The 23,973-nt window shown below is 42.5% G+C and carries 20 protein-coding genes; 13 read left to right on the plus strand and 7 right to left on the minus strand.

Going from position 1 to position 23,973, the window contains the following annotated elements:
• Positions 1 to 15: 15 nt before the first annotated feature.
• From JWR61_RS25180 to JWR61_RS25195, 4 genes are all read left to right on the plus strand, one after another.
• Entirely contained in the window at positions 16 to 2,400 is a 2,385-nt protein-coding gene (locus JWR61_RS25180; RefSeq protein ID WP_301930428.1) for an ABC transporter permease, read from the plus strand.
• Positions 2,401 to 2,503: 103 nt separating this feature from the next.
• Positions 2,504 to 4,909, plus strand: coding sequence for an ABC transporter permease (locus tag JWR61_RS25185; RefSeq protein WP_301930429.1), 2,406 nt, complete (start codon positions 2,504 to 2,506; stop codon positions 4,907 to 4,909).
• A 51-nt stretch (positions 4,910 to 4,960) separates the two neighbouring features.
• A complete protein-coding gene (locus JWR61_RS25190) occupies positions 4,961 to 7,348 on the plus strand; it encodes an ABC transporter permease (RefSeq protein ID WP_301930430.1) in 2,388 nt (795 codons plus the stop codon).
• Between the two features lie 164 nt (positions 7,349 to 7,512).
• Positions 7,513 to 8,178 carry an ABC transporter ATP-binding protein gene (locus JWR61_RS25195; RefSeq protein ID WP_290337220.1) on the plus strand — a complete coding sequence of 222 codons (666 nt, stop codon included), beginning with the start codon at positions 7,513 to 7,515 and terminating at the stop codon, positions 8,176 to 8,178.
• A 19-nt stretch (positions 8,179 to 8,197) separates the two neighbouring features.
• On the opposite strand, the gene JWR61_RS25200 is transcribed toward JWR61_RS25195, so the two are convergent.
• The 3 genes from JWR61_RS25200 to JWR61_RS25210 form a co-directional block, all read right to left on the minus strand.
• A complete protein-coding gene (locus tag JWR61_RS25200; protein WP_301930431.1) occupies positions 8,198 to 8,638 on the minus strand; it encodes an SET domain-containing protein in 441 nt (146 codons plus the stop codon).
• A 239-nt stretch (positions 8,639 to 8,877) separates the two neighbouring features.
• Positions 8,878 to 9,783, minus strand: a complete 906-nt coding sequence (locus JWR61_RS25205; RefSeq protein WP_301930432.1) for a cation diffusion facilitator family transporter — start codon at positions 9,781 to 9,783, stop codon at positions 8,878 to 8,880.
• A 288-nt stretch (positions 9,784 to 10,071) separates the two neighbouring features.
• Positions 10,072 to 11,943, minus strand: a complete 1,872-nt coding sequence (locus JWR61_RS25210; protein WP_301930433.1) for a CocE/NonD family hydrolase — start codon at positions 11,941 to 11,943, stop codon at positions 10,072 to 10,074.
• A 51-nt stretch (positions 11,944 to 11,994) separates the two neighbouring features.
• Between JWR61_RS25210 and JWR61_RS25215 the strand changes: the two genes are divergently transcribed.
• Complete coding sequence (locus tag JWR61_RS25215) at positions 11,995 to 12,471, plus strand: nuclear transport factor 2 family protein (RefSeq protein ID WP_301930434.1); 477 nt, start codon at positions 11,995 to 11,997, stop codon at positions 12,469 to 12,471.
• Positions 12,472 to 12,725: 254 nt separating this feature from the next.
• On the opposite strand, the gene JWR61_RS25220 is transcribed toward JWR61_RS25215, so the two are convergent.
• Positions 12,726 to 13,691, minus strand: a complete 966-nt coding sequence (locus JWR61_RS25220; protein WP_301930435.1) for a c-type cytochrome — start codon at positions 13,689 to 13,691, stop codon at positions 12,726 to 12,728.
• A gap of 100 nt (positions 13,692 to 13,791) precedes the next feature.
• Here JWR61_RS25220 and JWR61_RS25225 point away from each other — a divergent pair, with 100 nt between their 5' ends.
• The 5 genes from JWR61_RS25225 (at position 13,792) to JWR61_RS25245 (ending at position 18,691) form a co-directional block, all read left to right on the plus strand.
• Complete coding sequence (locus tag JWR61_RS25225) at positions 13,792 to 14,466, plus strand: DsrE family protein (RefSeq protein ID WP_301930436.1); 675 nt, start codon at positions 13,792 to 13,794, stop codon at positions 14,464 to 14,466.
• A gap of 62 nt (positions 14,467 to 14,528) precedes the next feature.
• Entirely contained in the window at positions 14,529 to 15,773 is a 1,245-nt protein-coding gene (locus JWR61_RS25230) for a sorbosone dehydrogenase family protein (protein ID WP_301930437.1), read from the plus strand.
• A 154-nt stretch (positions 15,774 to 15,927) separates the two neighbouring features.
• On the plus strand, positions 15,928 to 16,125 hold the full coding sequence (locus tag JWR61_RS25235; RefSeq protein ID WP_301930438.1) for a hypothetical protein: 198 nt from the start codon (positions 15,928 to 15,930) through the stop codon (positions 16,123 to 16,125).
• A 255-nt stretch (positions 16,126 to 16,380) separates the two neighbouring features.
• Positions 16,381 to 17,217, plus strand: a complete 837-nt coding sequence (locus JWR61_RS25240; protein ID WP_301930439.1) for a rhomboid family intramembrane serine protease — start codon at positions 16,381 to 16,383, stop codon at positions 17,215 to 17,217.
• A gap of 193 nt (positions 17,218 to 17,410) precedes the next feature.
• Entirely contained in the window at positions 17,411 to 18,691 is a 1,281-nt protein-coding gene (locus JWR61_RS25245; RefSeq protein ID WP_301930440.1) for a Xaa-Pro peptidase family protein, read from the plus strand.
• A 113-nt stretch (positions 18,692 to 18,804) separates the two neighbouring features.
• Here JWR61_RS25245 and nth read toward each other — a convergent pair whose 3' ends face one another.
• Positions 18,805 to 19,431: an endonuclease III gene (nth, locus tag JWR61_RS25250; RefSeq protein ID WP_301930441.1), complete on the minus strand. Its 627-nt coding sequence runs from the start codon at positions 19,429 to 19,431 to the stop codon at positions 18,805 to 18,807.
• A 268-nt stretch (positions 19,432 to 19,699) separates the two neighbouring features.
• On the minus strand, positions 19,700 to 20,392 hold the full coding sequence (locus JWR61_RS25255) for a DUF1080 domain-containing protein (RefSeq protein ID WP_301930442.1): 693 nt from the start codon (positions 20,390 to 20,392) through the stop codon (positions 19,700 to 19,702).
• A gap of 321 nt (positions 20,393 to 20,713) precedes the next feature.
• On the opposite strand from JWR61_RS25255, the gene JWR61_RS25260 reads away from it, so the two are divergent.
• Together JWR61_RS25260 and JWR61_RS25265 are read left to right on the plus strand one after the other, a co-directional pair.
• Entirely contained in the window at positions 20,714 to 21,043 is a 330-nt protein-coding gene (locus JWR61_RS25260) for a hypothetical protein (protein WP_301930443.1), read from the plus strand.
• 181 nt (positions 21,044 to 21,224) lie between these two features.
• Positions 21,225 to 21,713, plus strand: a complete 489-nt coding sequence (locus JWR61_RS25265) for a hypothetical protein (RefSeq protein WP_301930444.1) — start codon at positions 21,225 to 21,227, stop codon at positions 21,711 to 21,713.
• Positions 21,714 to 21,751: 38 nt separating this feature from the next.
• Here JWR61_RS25265 and JWR61_RS25270 read toward each other — a convergent pair whose 3' ends face one another.
• A complete protein-coding gene (locus JWR61_RS25270; protein WP_301930445.1) occupies positions 21,752 to 22,480 on the minus strand; it encodes a hypothetical protein in 729 nt (242 codons plus the stop codon).
• A 289-nt stretch (positions 22,481 to 22,769) separates the two neighbouring features.
• On the opposite strand from JWR61_RS25270, the gene JWR61_RS25275 reads away from it, so the two are divergent.
• Positions 22,770 to 23,960 (plus strand): pyridoxal phosphate-dependent aminotransferase, encoded by a 1,191-nt coding sequence (locus JWR61_RS25275; RefSeq protein ID WP_290337203.1) that lies wholly within the window; start codon positions 22,770 to 22,772, stop codon positions 23,958 to 23,960.
• Positions 23,961 to 23,973: the final 13 nt, after the last annotated feature.

Consider the following 23,973-nt stretch of genomic DNA (forward strand, 5'->3'; position numbering starts at 1 on the left):
GAAATACAAATTTGTATGATTAGAAACTATTTTAAAATCGCCTTACGGAGTTTGTGGAAACACCGGTTGTTTTCATTCATCAATATTGTTGGCCTGGCTGCTGGTATGGTGATCTGCATTATTGCGTTGGTTGATTTCAATAAGGCGTATAACTATGATACATTTCATCCGATGCCGGAACGTACTTACCGGATTATTACGGATGTAACATTTAAAGAAAATCAACGGGAAGCCTACGCCAGTACACCTTATCCGGTTGCAATACAATTAAAAAATAATTATCCTTTTATTGAGGCTGTCGTACATGTGGTGCCCGCAAAAAAAGTAGAATTTGAAGCTGCAGGTAAGATATTAAAAACATCCACTTCTTTTGCTGATGCATCCTTTTTTAAGGTCTTCGGGTTTCAGTTGTTACTAGGTGCATTTAACGATGCGCCGCATACCGCCGTGGTTACCGCCGAAACAGCCAGCCGCTTTTTTGGTACCGCCAATGCCGTTGGAAAGATATTGCATCATAAAGACTGGGGTGATTTTTTAGTGACAGGAATTGTTGAAACGCCAGTTAAAAAATCTCATTTAGTCTTTGATCTGCTGGTTGCTTCCAGTACGATTACAGCGATTGAAAACAACGGTGCCAGCATTGCCGAAACAAATAACTGGACAAACCCATGGGCATCTTACACGTATGTGTTGTTAAAACAAGGAAGTGTAAAAAGTCAGCTGGATAAGGCCATTGGACAAGTGGCCAATATTTCTACATCAGCCATTGCGGCAAATAATGAACAGCGTTCTTTTGGTTACAGGGCTCAATTGCTGAATGACATCAATCCTTCCCGTGAAGACCTCTTGAATTTTCCTGCAGGAACTACTTACGGCAAGCTGCTGGTTGAAATAGGGATCGGGTTGATCACGCTGATACTGGCCGGGTTTAATTATGTTAATCTTACATTGGCAAGATCACTTACCAGGTCGAAAGAAATTGGTTTGCGCAAAGTGATCGGTGCCGGGCCGGGGCAGGTGTTTGCCCAGTTTATTGTAGAATCTGTTTGCTTCTGTTTGCTGGCATTGTTGCTGTCTTTGATGGTGCTGGAGTTGTTGAAACCTATGAACGTTATCCAGGATGTTTTTAAAGATGCTCATCTTTCGGTGGCCTTTTATTCCATGTTGTTTTTATTTGCAATCATAGCAGGCATTGTTGCTGGCTGCATACCGGCAAGAATATTATCAGCCATCCGTCCCGCGGTAGCGATAAAAGGACAAAAAGCATTGACGGTAATGAAAGGCATTACGATCCGCAAAGCACTGGTGGTAACACAATTTGCCATGTTACTCACCGGTATCATCTTTATGCTGGCCATGTACCAGCAACAAAAATTTATGGCTACAGCTGAATATGGTTTTGCTAAAAACAATATTTTAAATATTGAATTGTACGGAACCGATCATAAAAAACTGGCGAATGAACTGAAAAAAATTTCCGGCGTGGAGGAAATCGCAGCCACGTCTTACACACTTGGAATAAATGGAGGCAACCAGCAAAGAGCTTTTCGTATAGAAAAAGATTTTTACTCATCAGCGGAAATACTTTCTGCCGATGAGCATTTTATTTCAGTAATGCAGTTACAGCTGGTCGCGGGAAATAATATATTGCCCGCAACAAATGATTCTGCGGGGAGTTCGGTGCTGATCAATGAACAGGCGGTTGCCCGGCTTCATTTTGACAATGCACAGTCAGCCGTCGGACAATTGATACGTTTAAGCGACAGCAGCAAAGTCCGCGTAGCCGGTGTGTTAAAAGATTTTCATTCCATGAGTATGTTCTTTCCGATTTTTCCCATGATCATCCGGGATGCCCCAACTTACTTTTCGGTACTGCAGGTAAAAGCAAATCCTGCTGTAAATGCAGACCATTTAAAAGCCTCTGTTGCGGCAATATGGAAGCAACTAAATCCTTACCAGGAGTTTACCGCGGAATGGTATGATAGGGCACTGTATGCTCATCATTTTCACGGAAGCGACCAGTTACTAATGGTGTTGTTGTGCAGCATTGTACTTTGTATCGCCTGTCTGGGTTTGTTGGGCATGGTGACCTATAGTTCAGAGATCAGAACAAAAGAAGTGGGTGTAAGAAAAGTAATGGGCGCCAAAATCATGCAGCTGCTGTTGCTGCTGTCAAAGGACTTTGTCTGGCTGTTGGTGATTGCAGGTTGTATAGCAGTGCCGGTTGGATATATCGCAGCGCAATTATTTTTACACAACTTTACTTATCATGTAGCAGTTGGCGCCGGTACATTGCTAACCGGATTTTTTTCGATGCTGCTGGTTGGTGGCTTTACCATTGTGTGGCAAACGTTCCGGATAGCCATTCATAACCCAGTCGAGAGTTTGAGAGCTGAGTAAGTTAACGGATAATTTTTTAGTAGATAATTGATAATGTAAGGCATACAGATAAGACGAAATCGTCAGGGAACGTCCTCAAGAGATACGAGTCAAAATAAATTATATGTTAAGAAACTATTTTAAAACAGCCTGGAGAAACATTTTTAAACATCGTTTCTATTCCATTGTAAACGTGGTGGGACTGTTTGCAGGTATTACTTTCACCTTGCTTATCGGGGCGTACGTGTGGGGAGAATTGCAGGTAAATAAAAAATTAAATCATGCCGGGCGGCAGTACTTTTTACAGAGTGAGTGGAAAGGGGAGGACATACATTATTCCATTACGACACTTTCCCCCATTGCCAAAAGATTGAAAGAAGATTATCCATCCCTGGTTGCAAATTATTACCGCTGGGATGGCATTACATCTGGCGTAACAAAAGGAGACAAGTCTTTCAGGGAAGGCATACAATTGGGCGACAGTACGATGTTATCCATGTACGGCTTTGAACTGTTAGCTGGCAATCCGTCTACGGCTTTGAAAGAGCCTTACACGGCCGTTATTACGGAGGCAACCGCCATCAAGTACTTCGGGCAAAAAGAAGCTTTGGGACAAACGATTTCCATCCAGAGTTTTTCGGGCGGCAAAAGTGATTTTACTATTACCGGCGTTTTAAAAGACCAGCCAAAAAACTCTGTCATCAACCTGAATGGTAATAACAACAATACCATCTTTATCCCCACAAACACCTATGCTTTTTTCGGACGAACCAGTCTTGAAGACTGGAGTAATAACTCGATTCCTTCTTATATAGAGCTGAAAGAAGGCGCTACCATCGCCGGTGTTGAAAAAGCCATTCATCAATTGATACAAACCAATGCGCCTGATGGCATAAAAGCAAATCTTACAATCCGGCCTATTGCGCTAACTGAGTATTATCTTCAAAAAGACAATGGCTTGGTGAAGCGCATGTTGTACACCTTATCATTAATTGCGCTGTTTATTTTGCTGATGGCCGTTGTAAATTTCATCAATATTTCTATCAGCAATGCGGGCAGCCGCATGCGGGAAATTGGTGTCAGGAAAGTACTGGGTGGTTTGCGTATTCAGTTTATCATGCAGTTTCTCACAGAGTCATTTGTATTGGTGCTGGTGGCCACATTATTTGCACTGGCAGCTTACCCTTTGGCAAGCCCGGTTTTTTCGGGGATAGTTGGAAAATCAATTCCGGCATTGTCCTCTTTGCCCCTGTATTTTGTATTGGTACCGTTGGTGATGGTATTGCTGATCGCATTGCTGGCGGGCGTTTACCCTGCTTTTGTACTATCTGCCAATAACACGGTAAACTCATTAAAAGGAAAATTAAAAACGGTAAAAGAAAATATTGTACTCCGCAAATCACTCGTTGGGTTTCAATTCGCCATTGCATTGGTTGTGCTGATAGCTGCAGTAATTGTTTCACAACAGGTGTCACTTTTTTTTAGCAAAAGTTTAGGATACAATAAAGAATTTGTAGTGGCGTCGCAGGTGCCGAGGGACTGGAGCCCGGCCGGTGTAAAAAAAATGCAAACGATCCGGAATGAGTTTGCCGCGATGCCACAGGTAAGTGCGGTTACACTGAGTTATGAAATACCCAACGGCAACAATGGCAATGAACCGCAGGTGTATAAAAGCGGGGGCGATTCAACCAAAACGATTGGTATGCAGGCGCTGGTGACGGATGAAAATTACCTCAGCACTTACCAGATTCCTTTGCAGAGCGGTGAATTTTTTGACAGCCGTATGCAGGACTCCGGCAAAGTAGTCATCAACGAAAAAGCGGTTGCCGCATTAGGGTATAAAACGCCGGCTGCAGCCATTGGCCAGCAATTGCGTATTCCTGGCGATCCTACTATATTTACCGTCAAAGGCGTTACCAGTAATTTTCATTTCTTCAGCATGCAGGACGCCATGAGTCCGATTGTATTTTTTAATGTGTACACGGCTGTTGTGCACCGCTATCTTTCCTTTAAACTGAAACCCGGCAACACAACGGCCAGTATTGAGGCCATACAAAAAAAATGGTCGCAGCTAATGCCCGGGAGTTCTTTTGAGTACCAGTTTATGGATGACACATTGAAGAACCTGTACGCCAATGAAATTCAATTAAAGAAAGCGGCTTTTACTGCTACCGTTCTGTCCCTCATCATTGTGTTGCTGGGGGTGCTGGGGTTAATCTCACTGAGCGTGCACAAACGTGTAAAGGAGATCAGTATCCGTAAAGTATTGGGCGCATCTGTGCCGCATATCACGCTGTTGTTTATAAAAGAATTTGCGGCAATCGTTGTGCTTGCAGCTTGTGTGGCAGTGCCCATCGCCTGGTATTTAATGAGTGGCTGGCTGAACAATTATGCTTACCGCATTAATTTAACAGCACAACCTTTTTTGTTGCCCATTATTGCATTAGGTTTGATGACACTTTTACTGATTGTGTTGCAAACATTAAAAGCTGCTTTGGCCAACCCAATGAAAAATTTAAAGAGCGAGTAGGACCTATTTTTAATAACAATAAACAGAGCATAAGGAGTTTCAATTGGGGTTATGATCAAACATTATTTTAAAACAACGTTCAGGTATCTCAGGGCATACAAATTGTTTTCAGCCATCAACCTGGTTGGTTTGGCGGTTGCCTTTTCCGTGGTTTATTATGCAGTGCTTTTTGTTCACTTCGAATTGAGTTATGATCAGTTTAATACCAATGCCGACCGCATCCTGCGGCTAAGCACCAACGTTGAAACTCCGGCTGGAATTACGCACGAAACATCGGCGGGCGCTGTTGCCGGTGCAGTGCAAAGCACCTTTCCCGAAGTAGAAAACACCACCCGGATTTTTCTTGATTATTATATTGTTCAAAAGGATCAGGATGCTTACGGGGAGGAAACACTGGCTTATGCTGATCCCTCTGTTTTCAGCGTTTTTTCTTTTCCGTTGATAAGTGGCAATGCTGCAACGGTTTTTAATAATCCCTATGCCATGGTATTATCGGAAACGGCGGCTAAAAAATATTTTGGTACCACCGATTGCATCAATAAAACATTAACGCTTGATGGGAAGATTACGGCAACTGTGACAGGTGTCATGAAAGACATTCCACAAAATTCGCACTTCCGGACTGATATCTTTCTTTCCATGTCTTCCTTAATTAAAGAAGGCACCAACTGGATGACCAACTGGAGCAGGTTCGGTTTTTCAACCTATGTTCTCTTAAAGGAAAATGTAAGTGCAGCGGGCTTTACCGCAAAACTAGCCGGCCTTGCAAAGGAACATCCGTTAAAAAATAATTTGCAATATTCGTTGGTCGCAGAGCCGCTTAACAGTCTTTACCTGCATGGCCAGGCAAGAGGCAACAAGGCAGGTGCCACTGCTTCGGGTAACTACACCAACATCTATGTTTTTTCAATTGTAGCCATCTTTGTATTGTTTATCGCCTGTTTTAATTTTATCAATCTTACCACTGCACTTTCTTTAAAAAGAGCAAAAGAAATTGGTGTAAGAAAAGTGACCGGCGCTACAAGACAACAGCTGACTTACCAGTTTCTTACCGACGCCTTAACGGTATCGCTGATTGCATTTGCAATAGCAGTTATTTTATGTGCTGCATTGCAACCTTTTGTCAATAACATAACCGGTAAAGTTATCGCGACCGGGATGGCTGGTAATATAAAATTTGCCGGATTGTTTTTGATGCTGGCCATTGTTACAGGCCTGCTTTCGGGACTTTACCCGGCGTTGGTGCTTGCACGTTTTAAACCGGTCAGCAATCTTAAAGGCAAATTTGTCAACAATGTAAAGGGACTGATTTTAAGAAAGGGATTGGTGATTACCCAGTTTACGATTTCAATTGTACTGATCATTGCTACCATTGTTGTTTACAGCCAGCTGAACTTTATGCAGAATGAAAATCTGGGATTTAAAAAAGAACATAACCTTGTAATAGATTTTCATTACGATGAACGCATTGGTGAACACGGAGAAAGTGTGATGGCGGAATTAGCCAGCATTCCGGGAATACATTCAGCAAGCATATCTTCCAGCATCCCTGGCCGCAGCAATACAAAATATCCTACCACCATTGAAGGTGCAAATAAAGAGCCGCAGGAACTTCAGGCAGACGCTTATTTTGTTGATTATAATTTTTTGAAACAGTATGGCCTGGAAGTAGTTGCAGGCAGGGGATTTTCGAAAGATTTCGCCGAAGACATGCGGGATGCCATGGTGATCAATGAGTCTGCCGTAAAGCGGCTTGGCTTTAATAATGCTGCGGATGCAATCGGAAAACCATTTTCGCAACGTGGCGGCAATGGATTAATCATCGGTGTTATCAAAGACTTTCATTTTCATTCGCTGCATGAAGCAATCATGCCACTCACCATGCAGGTATCGCCTGGTTTCTTTACGTTTTTAACGCTGGGTATTGCATCAGAGAATATGGCATCAACGGTTAGTGCCCTTCAAAAAAAATGGTCTGCTATCGCACCAGGATTACCGTTGGTTTATAATTTTGCAGATGATACATTTAATGCGCAGTATAAGGCCGACAACCAGTTTGGAAAATTATTTGTTTGTTTCGCCGTGCTCTCTGTCTTCATCTCCTGCCTCGGCTTGCTCGGTCTCACTTCTTTTAGTACCGTTCAGCGTACAAAGGAGATCGGCATAAGAAAAGTACTGGGAGCTTCTGTTGCCAGCATTATTGCCTTGATCACGAAAGAATTTATATTGATGGTATTCATTGCCCTGATCATCGCAACACCAATAGCAGCAATTAGCATGAAGTATTGGCTGAATGATTTTGCGTATCATATCCCGGTAAAGGCGCAATATTTTTTAATGGCCGGCATGCTGGCTATACTGGTTGCATTGCTGACACTCAGTGTTCAGTCAGTAAAAGCCGCCATTGCTAATCCGGTTAAAACTCTAAAAACAGAATGAACTTCATCTCTGCCGTTGCGGAAGAAAATTCATACGCAGGTTTGTTGAAATAATGAGAAATTTGAAACACAAAAAAATAAGTATTATCATCAAAAAAGACAATGACCTGACAACCGCAAATACATAAACATAAATATCTAAACGCCTGAACGGCAAAATAAAACATGATACAACTAAAAAAGATCTACAAGTACTACAACACCGGTTCAAAAAAAGCTTATGTATTAAGCGATGTAAGCCTTGATATTGCTGAAGGCGAATTTGTTTCCATCATGGGCCCTTCCGGTTCCGGAAAATCAACCTTGCTGCATATTCTTGGCCTGCTGGAAGAAGCCAACGAAGGCGAGTATTTATTCCTGGGCGAGAACGTTTCCAAGTTGACAGAAAAGAAACGAACCGAACTGCACCGCAACCAGATTGGCTTTGTGTTCCAGGCCTATCACCTGATTGATGAACTGACGGTGTATGAAAATATTGAAACGCCGTTGTTGTACAAAGGCCTCAATTCATCCGAAAGAAAGAGCAGGGTAGCGGAGTTGCTTGATAAATTTAATATCGTTGGCAGAAAAGATTTGTTTCCGTCACAGCTATCGGGAGGTCAACAGCAACTGGTGGGCATTGCAAGGGCCATCGCCGGTAATCCCAAAGTTATTTTTGCAGATGAGCCTACGGGTAACCTGCACAGCGACCAGGCCACTGAAATTATGGAACTGTTTAAAAAATTAAATGAACAGGAAAAAGTAACCATCGTGCAGGTAACGCACAGTGAACATAACGCCACGTACGGTAACCGGGTTATACGCCTGAAAGACGGATTAATACAGCGCTAAGGTTAAACTTTAATAAACATTAAACGGTTGCTGCGGTACTGTTTTGTGCTGCCTCTTTCAGGTAGCCCCGGATAGTATCCCAGTAACCTTTTCCATAGCCAACAAAAATTTCAGCGCCGGCAGGAATATTTTTAGTAGCGTAGATATAAATGCGTCTTTTAATAACAACATACTCCGCATTGTTGGTAATCCCCTTTACCTGCTGAATGCCTTTTGCATCATTCACATAGCGGGCCAGTTCATGCGGATGATCCCTTGCGTCCGTAACATGATTGCGGTTTACATAAAAAACGTAGGCATTTTTTCCATCATCGTGTGCCACATTTTTCCAGGTTGTAACCGTGCCTTTGTACTCAATGATACAAGTGCCTTTCTCAATTAATTCTTCTGTATACAATCCCTTGCCTGCGCCAGGCAACATAGATTCTTTAACGACCAGCTTGCGTTCTGCTACGTTCATATGGTAAAATGTATTGGTTAATAATACTGCATGTAGCTGGCAGGCAACTGCATCTGTCGTCGTGTGGTACAATCCGGCGAAAGATACAGAACCTTTGCTAAAAATGCGTTATTGTTTTTATGGGGAATACTATTTTTATCAACAAGGCAAGTAACATACCAGTTTCAGTTTTAAGGGTGCAGATAAATTGAATAATGGAATGGTATTGCAATGTATTACCAAATCTAAAAATCATTTTTTTATTTTTCAAATAATTCCGGCTGAATAATAATGAAGCGTACAAAAGAAAATTCCTTTTTTATAGCTGCCCTTATACGCACAATGGAATCGTTTATTTCTGCTGTATCAAGATCGGCTTTAAATGCAACAATCAGCATCAGCAACACTTCCTCCGGCGATTGATAGGTGGATAAAATATGCACCGTTTTTTCTACAGCGGGGTCTTGTTGTATCAGTGTGCTGATCCGTTGACGGGTTGATGAAGCAATGCCTTCACCCATCAATAAACTTCTGCTTTCTCTTGCAAGTATAAGGGAAACCCCAACCAGTAAAATACCCACCAGCAGCGAAGCAACGCCATCCAGGTATGGAAGGTTTAATTGGTGCCCGGCATATAAACAAATGGCTACAATGATGAGTCCAAGCACGGCCGCACCATCTTCAAACAATACCAGAAATGCAGAAGGGTCTTTACTTTTTACAATCGCCCGCCACCAGCTTTCACCTTTGCGTACCTTATTAAATTCTTTCGCAGCTATTATTAAGGAGCTGCCTTCAAAAACAAACGATATGGCCAGCACCAGGTAATTCCAGGTAATATCGCCCGACATTTTTGGATGAATGATATGCTCATAGCCCTGGTAAACAGACACACCGCCACCCAAGCCAAAAATGATAATAGAAACAATAAATGACCAGAAATACAATTCCTTGCCATAACCAAAAGGCCGCAACGCATCCGGGGGTTTTTTACTTTGCCGGATGCCAAATAATATCAGTAACTGGTTGATGGTATCAGCCAGTGAGTGCACGCCTTCGGCGATCATAGCCGAGCTATTACTAAAAATTCCCGCAACAAATTTTGTAACGGCAATCACCAGGTTTGCCACTAATGCACTGTAAATAGAAAGATTTGATTTAGCCATACCTCTTAACGGGGAATTATTTTCTTTCCTCATCCCATTGCAAAAACAGTTCTCAATTTTATAAATGATTACTGCTTCACTAAATTATTTTTTTAGCAATCTTGATTTTTTGTTGTTTTTATCATTGCAGAAAATGGGTTAACAATTGAAAAAGAGGTTTGCTAAGCCTTCATTAATCAAACACTTTTTTTATTCGCAGCCTTGATTTTTTTTGTTTCTTTTTTTTATCAAGAAAAAAGAAAATAAACTGCTAAAATCAAACGGCTTTTAAAAAAATATCATCATCTATCATTTTAGAACCGGTAAAAGAACCGACGATGCATTTACTCCATCATGGTATATTTTAATGCTGGCCTTTTGAAAGTCGCTGTCATTGGCTGTATAAATATTGATGAACTTTTGCGGGTTCCTGTCTGCCAGCGGAAACCAGGTACTTTGTACCTGTATCATCAGGCGGTGACCTTTTTTAAATGTATGCGCCACGTCCGGCAAAGCATATTTCACTTCCGTTATTTTATCAGGTGCAAAAGGTTCCGGGTTTTCATAACTGTTCCTGAATTTGCCCCGCATAATTTCTGCCCGCACCAGCATCTGGTAACCGCCCATCGGGTAGTCTTTACCATTGCCTTTTAAAGAAGGATCATATTTAAAATCATCCGGAAAAACATCTATTACCTTCACAACAAAATCAGCATCCGTTGTGGTTATGCTGGTCATTAAATCGGCCAGCACCGGTCCGGCCAGTGTCAGTTCTTCTGTAAGTGTGTCGGTCTCAAAGCTAAGCACATCGGGCCTCCTGGAAGCAAAACGCTGGTCATCGGTCATGTATTCTCTTGTCCTTCCTTCATGCACGCCATCAGCGTAAGGCACGGGGTGAGCCGGGTCGCTTGTATACTCTGTAAAGGCAGCATTTTTTACAACAGGTTTATCAAAAGATAATTTACCACCGGCATGAAAATAGAGGGCTTTGTTTTCAATATTTGCCGGTGGCCACTGGGGTAGTTTTTTCCAGCTGTTTTCCCCCGTGAAAAATATATTGGCCTGCGAGATGGTATCCGCATTGCCTATTCCTTTTAAGTAATAGTTAAAAAAGGGCACTTCCATGGTTTGCTGGTACCAGGCGCTGGTATTGGAAGCAAAACGCACATTGCCCATATAACTTCCTTCACCGCTCCATTGCCCGTGAAACCAGGGGCCCATTACTATTTTGGTATTGGTAGCCGGACTTTGTTTCCTGGTTGCCTTGTAACAGTTCCAGGCACCAAAGCAATCTTCGGCATCAAACAATCCGCCTACATACAACATAGCAGGCTGCACATTGTATAAACCAACCCTTGCATTCCTGGCCTGCCACCACGCATCATAAGTGGGGTGCTTGTACATCTCGTGCCAGAACTTAATGCTGTCCCCAATCATAGCAGCTAAGTTTTTTACCGCACCGGCCTGCAGGTAAAATTGATAATTGTCTTTGACAGGCGTACTGAATCCCGGGCCATAATCTTTGGTGGGAACGGGATGCGGCTTGCCAAATGAAGAATAAAAAGAAAATCCGTCCAGCGCAAAGAAGGCACCATTGTGGTGAAAGTCATCCCCGATAAACCAATCTGTAACCGGCGCCTGCGGACTCACCGCCTTTAACGCCGGATGCCCGCTCAGCGCAGCTTCTGTTGCATAAAAGCCGGGGTAACTGGTACCCAGCACACCTACTTTACCATTGTTTCCCGGGATGTTTTTCAGCATCCAGGCAATGGCATCGTATGTATCGCTGGCTTCATCAATATCCTTCTTTGTTTTTTTATTTTTATTAAACGGGCGTACATCCGCAAACACGCCTTCGCTCATATAACGGCCACGTACATCCTGTGTAACGATGATGTATTTTTCTTTCAGGTAGGCCATGCGGTAACTTCTCCATAAGCCCGAAAATTTATTTTCACCGTAAGGTGCACAGGAATAAGGCGTACGGGTCATCAGAAAAGGATGCTGCGCTGCGCTGTCTTTCGGAATATAAAAAGCAGTAAATAAACGGATGCCATCTCTCATCGGCACCATACGTTCTATCTTGTAATAATTGTTTGCAAACCAGCTGCTGTCTTCATTTTGCGCCGTTGCTGAAAAAGAAAAGCCTGCCACTAAAAAAAGAAATACCCATTTTTTCATGTTACATCATTTAGATTGCTCAATTTAGCGAAACATACCAGATAAAAAAAGATGGACACCAACCCGCAACTGATTGAAAAATTCTATACCGCTTTTCAGCAACTGGATGCAGCTGCCATGAATAGTTGTTACAGTGAAGACATTGTTTTTTTTGATCCCGTGTTTGGATTGCTGAAAGGAGGAGAGGTGAGGAGCATGTGGGAAATGCTGTGTAAAAATGCCAGGCAATTTTCGTTAACCTACGGCAACATTGTTGCGCTGGATGATGAGTACAGTACCTGCGACTGGACGGCGACTTATATTTTTTCTGCTACCGGTAAGCAAGTGGTGAATAAAGTGAAAGCCAACATGCGTTTCGCCGGCGGCAAAATAATTGAACACAGTGATGGCTTCAGTGTACACAAATGGAGCAAACAGGCATTTGGTCTAACCGGCACACTCTTCGGGTGGAATAGCTTCTTTCAAAATAAAATTAAAAATACCGCCCGAAAAAATCTGATGAAGTTTATGGAAGCAAAGAACAAATAGTTTTTTTACCCGGGCTAAGAAGCTTGGTGCAACTGCATTGGCGTCGCACTCTTGTGCTTTTATAATTTTGTGGATCGCTTCCAATTCGTAAGTATTCACCAATCAATGTCGTTTATTTAAGGAATTTCAGTGCCGTGGAAAGGTGGTCGACCTTATTAAAAACTGATACCTATAAAAAAGGTCGACCACCTTCATTCGCTAAGTAAACGACATTGATTCACCAATCATCAAAAATCAATCAAGCTATCACCGGCCTATTTGTAGGATGCTTTTTTAATCGCCGTAAACGGCCCATACTTATGTTGCAATTCAGAAAAAGTATCTGCATAAGGACCAAATGGATAGTCCACAGGTTTGGTAGCTAACACTGGCCAGTCGCCTGGAAAAACTTTAACCGGTCTTTTTTGTGAATTGATGAATGCAGCCACATCCCATGCTTCTTCATCTGTGAGTACCGGCGCCTGTGGTGCAACGGTATAAGGCATATTGTGTTTTACAAAACCCGCCAGCCGCGAAAGCATATAGTTACCGGCACTTGTATTATAACTGTAAGGACCCCACAACGGCGGATAAATGTACCCGGTAGAATCTGGTTTCGCCAGGCCATTTCCATTTGCGCCATGGCAAGTGGTGCAACGCAAGGCATACACAGCAGCTCCGTTTTTTATGGAAGCAGCCCTTTCGATGAATGGTAAATCAGGATCTTTTTTTATTACTGTATTCGAAGTAACATCCTTACCGAGCCACTTGATATAGGCTACCATAGCTTTCATTTCTTTGCCATTGCTGTCGAGTGCGCTTCCGTTTAAACTTCGCTGCATACAATCTTCTACTCTAAACTGTATTGACTCTTTTTTGCCGCTCCGCATTCTGAACCGGGGATAAGTAAATGCTACCGAAGCAAAGTTATTTCCATTTGGGCGGGTGCCGGCATCCAGGTGGCAGTTGCCACAGTTCATACCATTGCTTATTTGTGCCACCTTGCCTTTAGGGCCAAGATAGGCCGCCGTATTAGCAATCAGCTCCCTGCCATATTTTATTAAATTCCCGTCCGGCATGGATGCAAGCGCAGCGGTATCGGGTGCCTGCCACACATCCGTTGACGCTGTTGTTAAGTTTTGTTTGTGACCGGATTGTTCACCACACCCTGCAGATATAACCACTATCAAAAACAATAAACCCCAAATGCCGCCTTGCCGGCTGTTTAGTATATACATCATAATACGTTGCGCTGCGCTTCAGGCTGCTGAACAAATTTAACCAGAATCCGGTAAAAATGCAGGACAAAAAAATGTATCTTTCTTTTTAAACCAGCAACGAATGAAAAAAATAATCGCTACCATCACTGGTGCTGTACTATGTTTTACAGGTATGGCTCAAACACCGCCTTCCATACAGTTTTCAAAAGACAGCAGCCTGAGAGCACTGTTACACGCAGACTCTTTAAAAATTGAAAAGCAGTATGCCGAAATAGAACGCTGGGATAAACTAAGAGCCAGTGCAGTCTATCCCGTTTTTAATGCAGGTGAGTTTTCCGGAGTGGTGCCGGTAAAAGATCCGGCAGAAATTCCCGATCCCACCATCACTTATAAATTGCTTTTTGAACTGACAGACAATAATGCGGACTCTGTAATTAACGAAGCCAATTATGGTTTGGTTGAAGTGGCACGTATCATCAACCTGCACGTGGCTTCCGGTATACCAATCGCTAAAATTTTGCCGGTAATTGTAGTGCATGCCGGCGCACTCAATGCATTTTGCACCAGTGAACGATATAAAGAAAAATATAAAACAGGTAATCCGAACCTGAAACTAATCAGTGAACTTAAAAATATCGGCGCCCGTTTTATTGCCTGTGGCCAGGCAATGGCTTTCAAAAAATTTGCTAAAGAAGATATGTTGCCTGAAGTGAAAATATCACTAACCGCCCAAACAGTTTTATCCGGCTACCAGCTTAAGGGTTATGTGCTCTATAATTTGAGTGAAAGAAAATAACAACTTCTTCTGCTGTTCATAAATCATTTAAAAGCGCATCTTTGCGCTCTAAAAATAAACCAATGAAAAAATCAGCCTTGCTTACCAGTTGTCTCTGTTTGCTTCTTAGTACAACAACTATTTTTGCCGCTAACCCTGAAAATGTTTTGACCGATTCAACCCATCAGCTGGTTGAAGGGTTGAAGTTGCCCGCAGGATTTACATCAACCATCATTGCCACCGGAATGGACGGAGCCCGTCATTTGGCTGTCACCAAACAAGGCGGCATCTATGTTAAACTCGGGCGTTTAAAAGATGGTAAAGGCATTTACTTTTTAAAAGCGGATAAACAGGGCCACATCAACGTGCAGTATGGTTTTGGCGACTACGCGGGTACAGGTATTTTCGTAAAAAATAATTATCTCTATGCTTCCAGCAATGAGGATGTATACCGGTATAAATTAAATGCCACGGGCGAAGTAATTGACCGCGACAAACCGGAAAAAATTATTACCGGCCTGGTGAACCATAACCGCGATAACTCCAAATCCATTGCTGTAGATGATGCAGGTAACCTGTATGTAAACTGCGGATCCTATAGCAACAGTTGTTTAATTAATGGTACTTCACTGCAGGCGCCAATGCCCTGCCCCTTGCTGGATTCAGTAGGCGGCATCTGGAAATTTAAAACCAACCGTTTAAACCAGGGCTATAAAGAAGGTATTCGCTATGCCACCGGGTTTAAAAATGTAGTGGGATTAGACTGGAACGTCAATACCCATTCGTTGTTTATTATGCAGCATGGCCGGGATCAGTTTCATGAGCTTTACCCTGCCCTGTACAGCGAAGAAGATTCCAAAAGTCAGCCTGCAGAAACCATGTATGAGGTACACCAGGGAAGTGATGGCGGATGGCCGTATGTGTATTATGATGCTAAATTGCACAAAAAAATACTGGCACCAGAATATGGCGGCGACGGTAAAAAAACAGGTGGTGCAAAAGCCCAAAACCCCGTGATGGATTTTCCTGCACATCTGGCCCCCAATGGATTACTATTTTATTCCGGCAACCAATTTCCGGCAAAATACCGGCAGGGTGCTTTTATTGCATTTCATGGTAAATCGCCGGTATTGCAAAAGGGCTACCTGGTAGCATTTGTACCTTTTAATAAAAATAAACCCTCTGGTAAATGGGAAATTTTTGCAGACAATTTTGCAGTCGGCACCAGCCAGCCAAGGCCCTGCGGACTGGCACAAGGCCCGGATGGCAGCCTGTATATCGCCGATGATTTTACTGGAAATGTTTATCGGGTGAAGTATAAAAAGTAGGGGATTGATTGGGCGGTAATTTCATTAATAATGAGGAATTTTTATTACGGAAATAGACGAGTAGTATGTAATGACTCGTAAATATTCGTTAATAGAAATATCAACAGCAACCCAGGCATATAATTTTCGTCATAAGGGTATAAAACATATCGATATGAAAAAATTACTTACCGGATTTGCAGTTGCCATCGTTGCGGTGATATCGTTTTCCAGTTGTACACAATACAATTACCGCCACCGGGATTACAGCGATGAACGCTACGAACGGCATCATCATCATCGCGGATACGACAGAGATTATGACAGGGATTATGATCACGACCGCGACAGAGGCGACCGCAGGGATAAATAAATAACGCAGCAACATTGCTAGTTGAAAGGTTGACAGGCAACGGACAATAGTAATTTCCGGAAGATTGGCAACCTTTATTTTTAGCGTTGAGTCAATGCATAAAATATTTTTAAATTAATCTGCAATTCAGATGCACCACGTACAATTCCGGGTATTTCATTTTAAGATATGGCAGATGACAGCTTGTTTTTGAATTTGTATTAAGTGTATATTGAGCACCGGAAATTTTTGTGTTAAATAATAACCGTCTCACTTATGACAAACATTGGTCTTGCCGGCTTGCTGATGATTGTTGCCAATATCGCTTTTTCGTACAAGGGATTTACCAACTCCGTTTTTTTTGATACCTATACTTTTGAAGTAGATAAAATTCTCATTGATAAAGATTACAAGCGGTTGGTTACTTCGGGCTTTTTACATGTGAGCTGGACACACCTCCTTTTTAATATGTTCAGCCTGTATGCTTTTTGCGGACACATTGAAAACACCCTTGGGGAGCTGCCATTTTTAGTGATCTATTTTGCCAGTTTAACCGGGGGAGATTTGCTTTCGTTACTGGTACATAAAAACCATGGTGATTATAGCGCTGTGGGTGCATCCGGTGCGGTGTGCGGAATCATCTTTGCTTCCATCGCCTTGTATCCCGGTATGAGTGTTGGTTTTTTCGGCCTGCCTTTTTCCATGCCGGGATGGTTGTACGGTATGGTGTATGTTGGCTATGCCATTTATGGAATTAAATCTAAAAAAGGAAATATAGGGCATGACGCACATTTGGGTGGCGCCCTCGTTGGAATGGCCACAGCACTGCTTTTTGAGCCGACGGCTATCGAAGAAAATTATATTACTATCCTCGTCATCTGTATTCCAACAATTGTTTTTATTTATTTGATTATTACAAAGCCGCATTTTTTACTGGCAGACAATTTATTCTTTAAAAAGCACGATGATTATTATTCCATAGATCATAAATACAATGCTGAAAAAACCAGCAGGCAAAAAGAGATAGATAAAATTCTGGATAAAATAAATTCAAACGGTATGGACAGCTTAAGCCAGGCGGAAAAAGAAAAGCTGAAAAAATATAGCAGGTGAGCAACGAATTTTTGCCTGTTAAGTTTTTACAACAATATAAAACGCTGCTATTTGGCCTTTTTTCAATCGAACAAATTACACTCATTTCGGCTGCGTTTATTAATGAAATGACAGTTTTACCTGGCGGGATTATTGAAACAATAAAATTACTATCTTCAGACAAAGGAATCAATCACGAACAATCCCAATTATTATGACGTTAAAAAGAAGAAATTTTATAAATCTGTCTGCTATGGCAGTTGCCGGAGGAGTAGTTGCAGGCATGAGCTCGTTTACAACGCCTGAAGAAAAAGGAAGAGCAGCAGGTGCTGCAAATCAGCGTCCATTCATGCCCGGGGATGTGGCACCTATCACTGTAAAGGAACGGGAGGCAAGGATTGAGAAGGCGCAACGCCTGCTGACGGAACAAAAGATGGGGGCATTGATTATGGAGTCCGGTACAAATTTGAAATATTTTACCGGCATCAGCTGGTGGCCAAGTGAGCGTACGATGGTGGCCATTATTCCGGCAAGCGGCCCTGTAAGATATGTATGCCCTGGTTTTGAAGAAGCCCGTTTTCGGGAGCAGATTACCATCGGTAAAGATGTATATGCCTGGCAGGAAGATGAAAGTCCTTATAAACTCATAGCAAAAGTGTTGAAAGATGCCGGTGTTACATCGGGCACTGTTGGCATTGAAGAGCAGGTACGTTTTTTTATTATGGATGGCGTGAGGAAAGAAGCGACCCACCTGAATTTTGCAAGCGGTACACCTGTTACCATGAACTGCCGGATGATAAAATCAGCAGCTGAAATAGCCTTGATGCAACGGGCAAGTGACATTACACTGGGTGGCATTAAAGTTGGCATCAGCCAGTTACGTGAAGGCATGTCACCGGGCGAATTATCTTCCATCATTGGAAAAGCGCAACGTGATTTAGGCGGCGATGCCGATGGGGCATTGTGTCTTTTTGGAGAAGCTTCTGCATTTCCGCATGGTACCATCAAACCAAGGCTATTAAAGAAGGGAGATATTGTTTTAATGGATTGTGGTTGCAGGGTAGAAGGGTATACATCCGACATTACGCGTACGACTGTGTTTGGAGCTGAACCAACCAAAAGGCAAACAGACATATGGAACCTGGAAAAGCAGTCGCAGGCTGCCGGATTTGCTGCCGCTAAAATTGGTGGCGCCTGTGGGATGGTAGATGCTGCTGCACGGAAAGTAATTACGGATGCAGGTTTTGGGCCCGGATATCAACTCCCCGGCTTGCCGCATCGTACCGGTCATGGTATTGGTATGGACGGGCACGAATGGGGCAATATGGTAAAAGACAACCAGCAAAAATTACAGCCGGGCATGTGTTTTAGTATAGAGCCAACAATTTCAATACCAGGCGAATTTGGTATACGGCTGGAAGATTGCGCTTACATGACGGAGGAAGGACCCAAATGGTTTTCGGGACAAAGCAAATCTATCATGGAACCTTTTTAATACTCACTTTAGCGGCTATACATTTACTATTATCGAATACCATCAAAACAGAAATACCTCCTGCATTTTGCGGGAGGTATTCGTTTATAAGTGTCTTTGCTTAGCCAGGCAATTTATTTGGTTCCGTTATAATAAGCACAAACCGGGTTCATCACACACACTTCACATTGTGGGTTGGTTGGCCGGCAGATTTCTCTCCCTAAAAATGACATGGCCATACCTGCGTCCCACTGTTTGGCAGGCAATGCTTCCATCAGTTGTTTTTCAATTTTCTTTGGGTCTGTACCGCTTGCAATACCCAGCCGCGGCGCCACCCGTACAACATGCAGGTCTACAACAATGCCTTCAGGAGCGGCGCCAGCTTCACGCTTTATTACATTGGCAGATTTACGTCCAATGCCGGGCAACTCTGTCAACTCATCGAGCGAAAGCGGAATGTTTTTATCGTCTTTTATTTTCTTCGACAATTCACTCAGCCATTTAGATTTATTGCCAAAATTTCTTACGTCACTTATTTGCTCCTGTATGGCTTCCGGTGTGGCCTGCGAAAGCGCTTTCATGTTTGGAAAGGCTGTGAAAAATTTGGAGGCAATCTGGTTAATATGTTTGTCAGAATCCTGTGCAGACAACACCACCATCACCATTAACTGGTACACACTTTTATACTCCAGCGGGTGTTTTTTGCCAAGGTATTTTTTTAATAAAGGCTTTACTGCTTCAGACCAGTTAACTGTTGGCATCCATCAATTTTTTAAGAGTTAAACCTACAATAATTTGCAATCATTTTTTACAAGAAGGGATAATTTTTTATCTAATCGTCAACTGGATATAGTTAAGCCCCGTCAGCGGTTAGAAAAGCTCAGTAAATTATGAAGGAGTTTTATCAACCACCGTCAGTCCCGATAGCTATCGGGATTAACCGTTGACGGGGTTGCACCGAAGGAATATAAAGGCTTTCGCTGTATTTCGTCGTTCCCTTTATATCGGTCGTTCCGTGGTGTGAAAATGCTAACTGAGTTTCTTGATCTTAATATTTCTGAAATAAATAGGAGCACCCGCATGTTTTCCCTGGAAGCCGATATAACCATGCAGCGGCAGCGTAGCCATCGGGTTGGGCAGCCAGGCAGGTACTTCCGAGCCGTCGGGATTTGTTTTGGCAGAAGTAAACAACTCCATATTGCATTCGTTTACCAGCGTTCCGTTTAACACAATCCAGATCATTTTTCCACGGCAGGTAATGGTAAAATGATTCCATTCACCCGGATGTTTTAGTGACTTATTGGTGGCGGGTTTATGACCGAACACAGCACCACATTGCCAGTTGGGTGATACGTTGCTCCATTCTTTTGAATAATCATCCGCAATCTGTATTTCAACGGAGTGCGGTATCCAGTCTTTAATATCCGTAGCATGCACTATCACGCCACTATTGGTTCCTTCAGCTGTTTGAAATTCCAGGTCAACCACAAAATCATCATACTGATCTTTGCTCCACAATGCTTCATCTTTTGACGCGGTAAAAATACCGGCAGAATCTTTCCATACACCTGCAGGGAAAACAGCGTTGGTGAGGCCTTTTGTAAAAACATCCTGCCAGCCTTTTTCTTTTGTATTGGGATGAATGTAAGCTGTATCCTGTGCCGCTACTTTTGTAACAGAGCAACAACAAAAGCCAAGGACAAGCAGTGTGATTTTTTTCATATTGCAATTTTTTAAACCGTTCAACTAAAGATAGCACATCTTGATAAAATAGGCTTCAATGATTCCAATTTGCATACGCATTAATACCGGGAGTGAATGTTGAAAAAGAGTTGCATGTTGTTCTTCCTAAACTGGGCGTCATAATGAATAACTCAGCGGGGACACCGGATTAATAAGACAGTTTCAGTAACTGACCGGACTTTATCTTTTACTTTTTTCGTTTAAAAAATGCAGGCCAATTTGCCAGTTTAAAAAAATCTTGCTATTTTAATTGTCAGTTTCAGATGCCATTACACATTTACGATTGCCAAATCTACCGCCATGTCAGATACTTTAACAGTTGATCTTACTATTATTCAGCAATGGATAGCCGCTAAACTGGAACCAGAAATCGTAGAACAAAAATTAAAAGAAAGCGGGCTGGATGCAGCTTCCATCAGCACTCATTTAAGGGCGTTCAGAAAATTAAAGAATGCTAAAAAATTGCAGGCAGGGTTTATTTGTATGGCAGCAGGCGCTTTTCTGGGCTTTGTAAGTTGTCTGCTTACCATCCTAAATCCTTTTCCTGATTTGTACAATGTTATTTTATTCGGACTTACTTCCGTAGCCATTTGCATAATTTGCCTGGGGATGTACCTGGTATTTGAGTAACGTAAACTGAATCCGCAAAGTTTTACCTGGAGCTCTTAGCGGGATACGCCTGAATTGAGTTTCATTCCATTTTATAAAAAAGATAGTTGTTTAAATGAATTGTAGCAAGGAATTTGCTTTACAGGGCATTGCACAAGTTAATTTCAAAATTGGTTCAATCATTATTTAAAACAATATCAGTATGAAAACAAGTATTCTTTTAGTGGCAGGGTTAATAAGTTCAATGCTGCTGCAGGCTCAGCTTAAGACCACTGTCGTTTGTCCGCCATTTGACGTGGATGTGCTGGAAGGAACCGTGAACCGGTTATTTACTTATTCAACCCTGGCAGATGTTGAAAAACAATTCCCATGTTTTACCAGTGCCACGCCTGAAACCAATGGCAGCACCTGTGGCGGTGTTTTTTTTAAAGACAAAGACATTTCTTTTTTTACTGAAAGGAATTATATAGAGATCGGGGCACATTTTAAAGGCAAGCTAAGCATTCCGCTGATAGGGGCTGCAAGAACCAGTTTATTTAATGTGCTGGGTAACCCTTCTATAAAAGATGTAACCTGGGATGCTTACCAAACCAAATACGGCATCCTGATTGTATATTTCGACAAGGCTTCAAAAATCAACAAAATACAAATGAGCAACCGCAATGCAGCCACATTGAAATTGTGTGAATAGAGGAGGGGAGCGGGGTTTATCGTTTTCAGACTGGAATATTACTTATTTACATACAACCGTACCGACCAGGTGGCCGCTTTATACAGGTTCAGCGTAAAGTTGTTTCCGTTCGACATGGTGACGTATAACTTTACGGGGAACCTGTCAATATCATATGTAACATGAAACCTGGTAGGCGTTTCTACTGTAGATAACTTTCTTATGATCGCCTGGTCACCCGCAACAATATCTTCCAGTCTTAAAACATAGCCTGGCTGTCCCTGGAAATCGGAAGGAACACCGGTTGGAGAACCTGAAGTTGTAGATATTTCAAAGCTGATGGTGCGGCCCGACTGAGGTGTAGCTTTAATCTCATACCGGTCAAACATGGTGGCGCCGTTAAAATCGTAGGTTTTATAATCTTTACCACGGTAAGTATTGCCGCTCCAGAACCCTTTGATGGTGCTGTCAGCTTTTCCATTGTGCATATAATGCGTTTCGCCTTTGCCTTCCATTTGGCCGTCCTGGAAAAAGCCGGCATGGTAAGTACTGTCGTCATAATAATAAACGCCGGCGCCGTTTGGTTTGCCATTCGCAAATGTGCCTTTATAATGATGCTGGCCGAAGGCTTCGCCCTGGCCGGTGGCAAGGCCGTTTTTACACTCACCTGTGTAGCGCATATTCAATGTTGGAGTAAGTACTTTACAGGCCTGGGAGGAATCCTGTGCGGCAATCACACCGCACTGGAGCAGTAAAACTAAAAGAAGGATTGAAAAGCTATTTTTCATATGACAATGGGTTAGCGAAGAGAATCAGCTGCGCATTTTTTAAAGATAATGATTATTACGATTAGCCGGATAATACGCTCAACTCATAAGCAGGCCGGCTAATCAGGTTGAAGGAAAACAGGTGCACGTTATGTTCATCCGGAAGATGAAATTGGTAGCCATCCTGTAGATTTTTTCTAAGAATTCACCTTGCCGGTTCAAAAACTTTTACCCAAAAAATGATTTCTGTATTTATCTATGCAATAAATGTCTGGTTTCCTGTAATTTCGCAATCCTAAAATTAAACTACATGCATATTTCTTCTTTATTGGATCGCTTTGCAGAACCGGAAACACTTAAAATGGCCAAACTGGGCCGCGAATTAAGGGCAAAAGGGGTTGACGTAATTGACCTTAGCCTTGGAGAACCTGATTTTGATACACCTCAGTTCATCAAGGATGCGGCTATAAAAGCTATCAACGACAACTGGAGTCATTATACTCCGGTAGCGGGTTTTGCAGATTTAAGAGAAGCAGTTTGTACCAAATTAAAACGCGACAATAACCTGGATTATAAGCCTGAAAATATTGTTACTTCTACGGGGGCAAAACAGAGCCTGGCCAATGCCATTTTAGCTGTGGTAGACGACGGTAACGAAGTGGTAATTCCTACACCCTACTGGGTTACTTATTCAGAACTGGTTAAAATTGCCCGTGGTGTTGTGGTGCAGGTAAGTACCAGCCTGGAAAGTGGTTTTAAAGTTACACCCGAACAACTGGAAGCAGCCATTACGGATAAAACAACCTTGTTCATGTTTTCCTCTCCCTGCAACCCATCCGGCGCAGTGTATAGCAAAGCGGAACTGGAAGGTCTGGCCAACGTGTTAAGAAAATACCCGAATGTTTATATCATTGCAGATGAGATTTACGAATACATCAATTTTGTAGGCAAGCACGAAAGCATTGCGCAATTTACCGACCTGAAAGAAAGGATTATCCTGATCAATGGTCTGAGTAAGGGTTTTGCCATGACCGGCTGGCGCCTGGGCTATATCGCGGCCAATGTGGAAGTAGCTAAGGCATGCGAAAAATTACAGGGCCAGTTCACAAGTGCCACTTGTTCTATCACCCAAAAAGCCGCAGTAGCAGCATTAACCGGTGATCTGAAACCTTCTATGGATATGACGACTGAATTTACCCGCAGAAGGGCTAAAGTAATGGAAATAATTAAAGATGTTCCTGGCATTAAATGCAGCGAACCGGAAGGCGCCTTTTATATTTTTCCTGATGTATCTTCTTATTTTGGTAAATCAGACGGTGAAAATGTAATTACCAATTCGGCCGATTTTTCGATGTACCTGTTAAATACAGCGCATGTATCTTCTGTAATGGGGGATGCGTTTGGCGAGCCAAAATGTGTTCGCTTTTCTTTCGCCAACAGCATGACAAACATTGAAAGAGCCTGGGTACGGATTATTGATGCGTTGGCTAAATTGAAATAAGCGTAAAGCTGAA

It is taken from the genome of Ferruginibacter sp., assembly GCF_028288465.1.
In the GTDB taxonomy this organism is placed as follows: domain Bacteria; phylum Bacteroidota; class Bacteroidia; order Chitinophagales; family Chitinophagaceae; genus Ferruginibacter.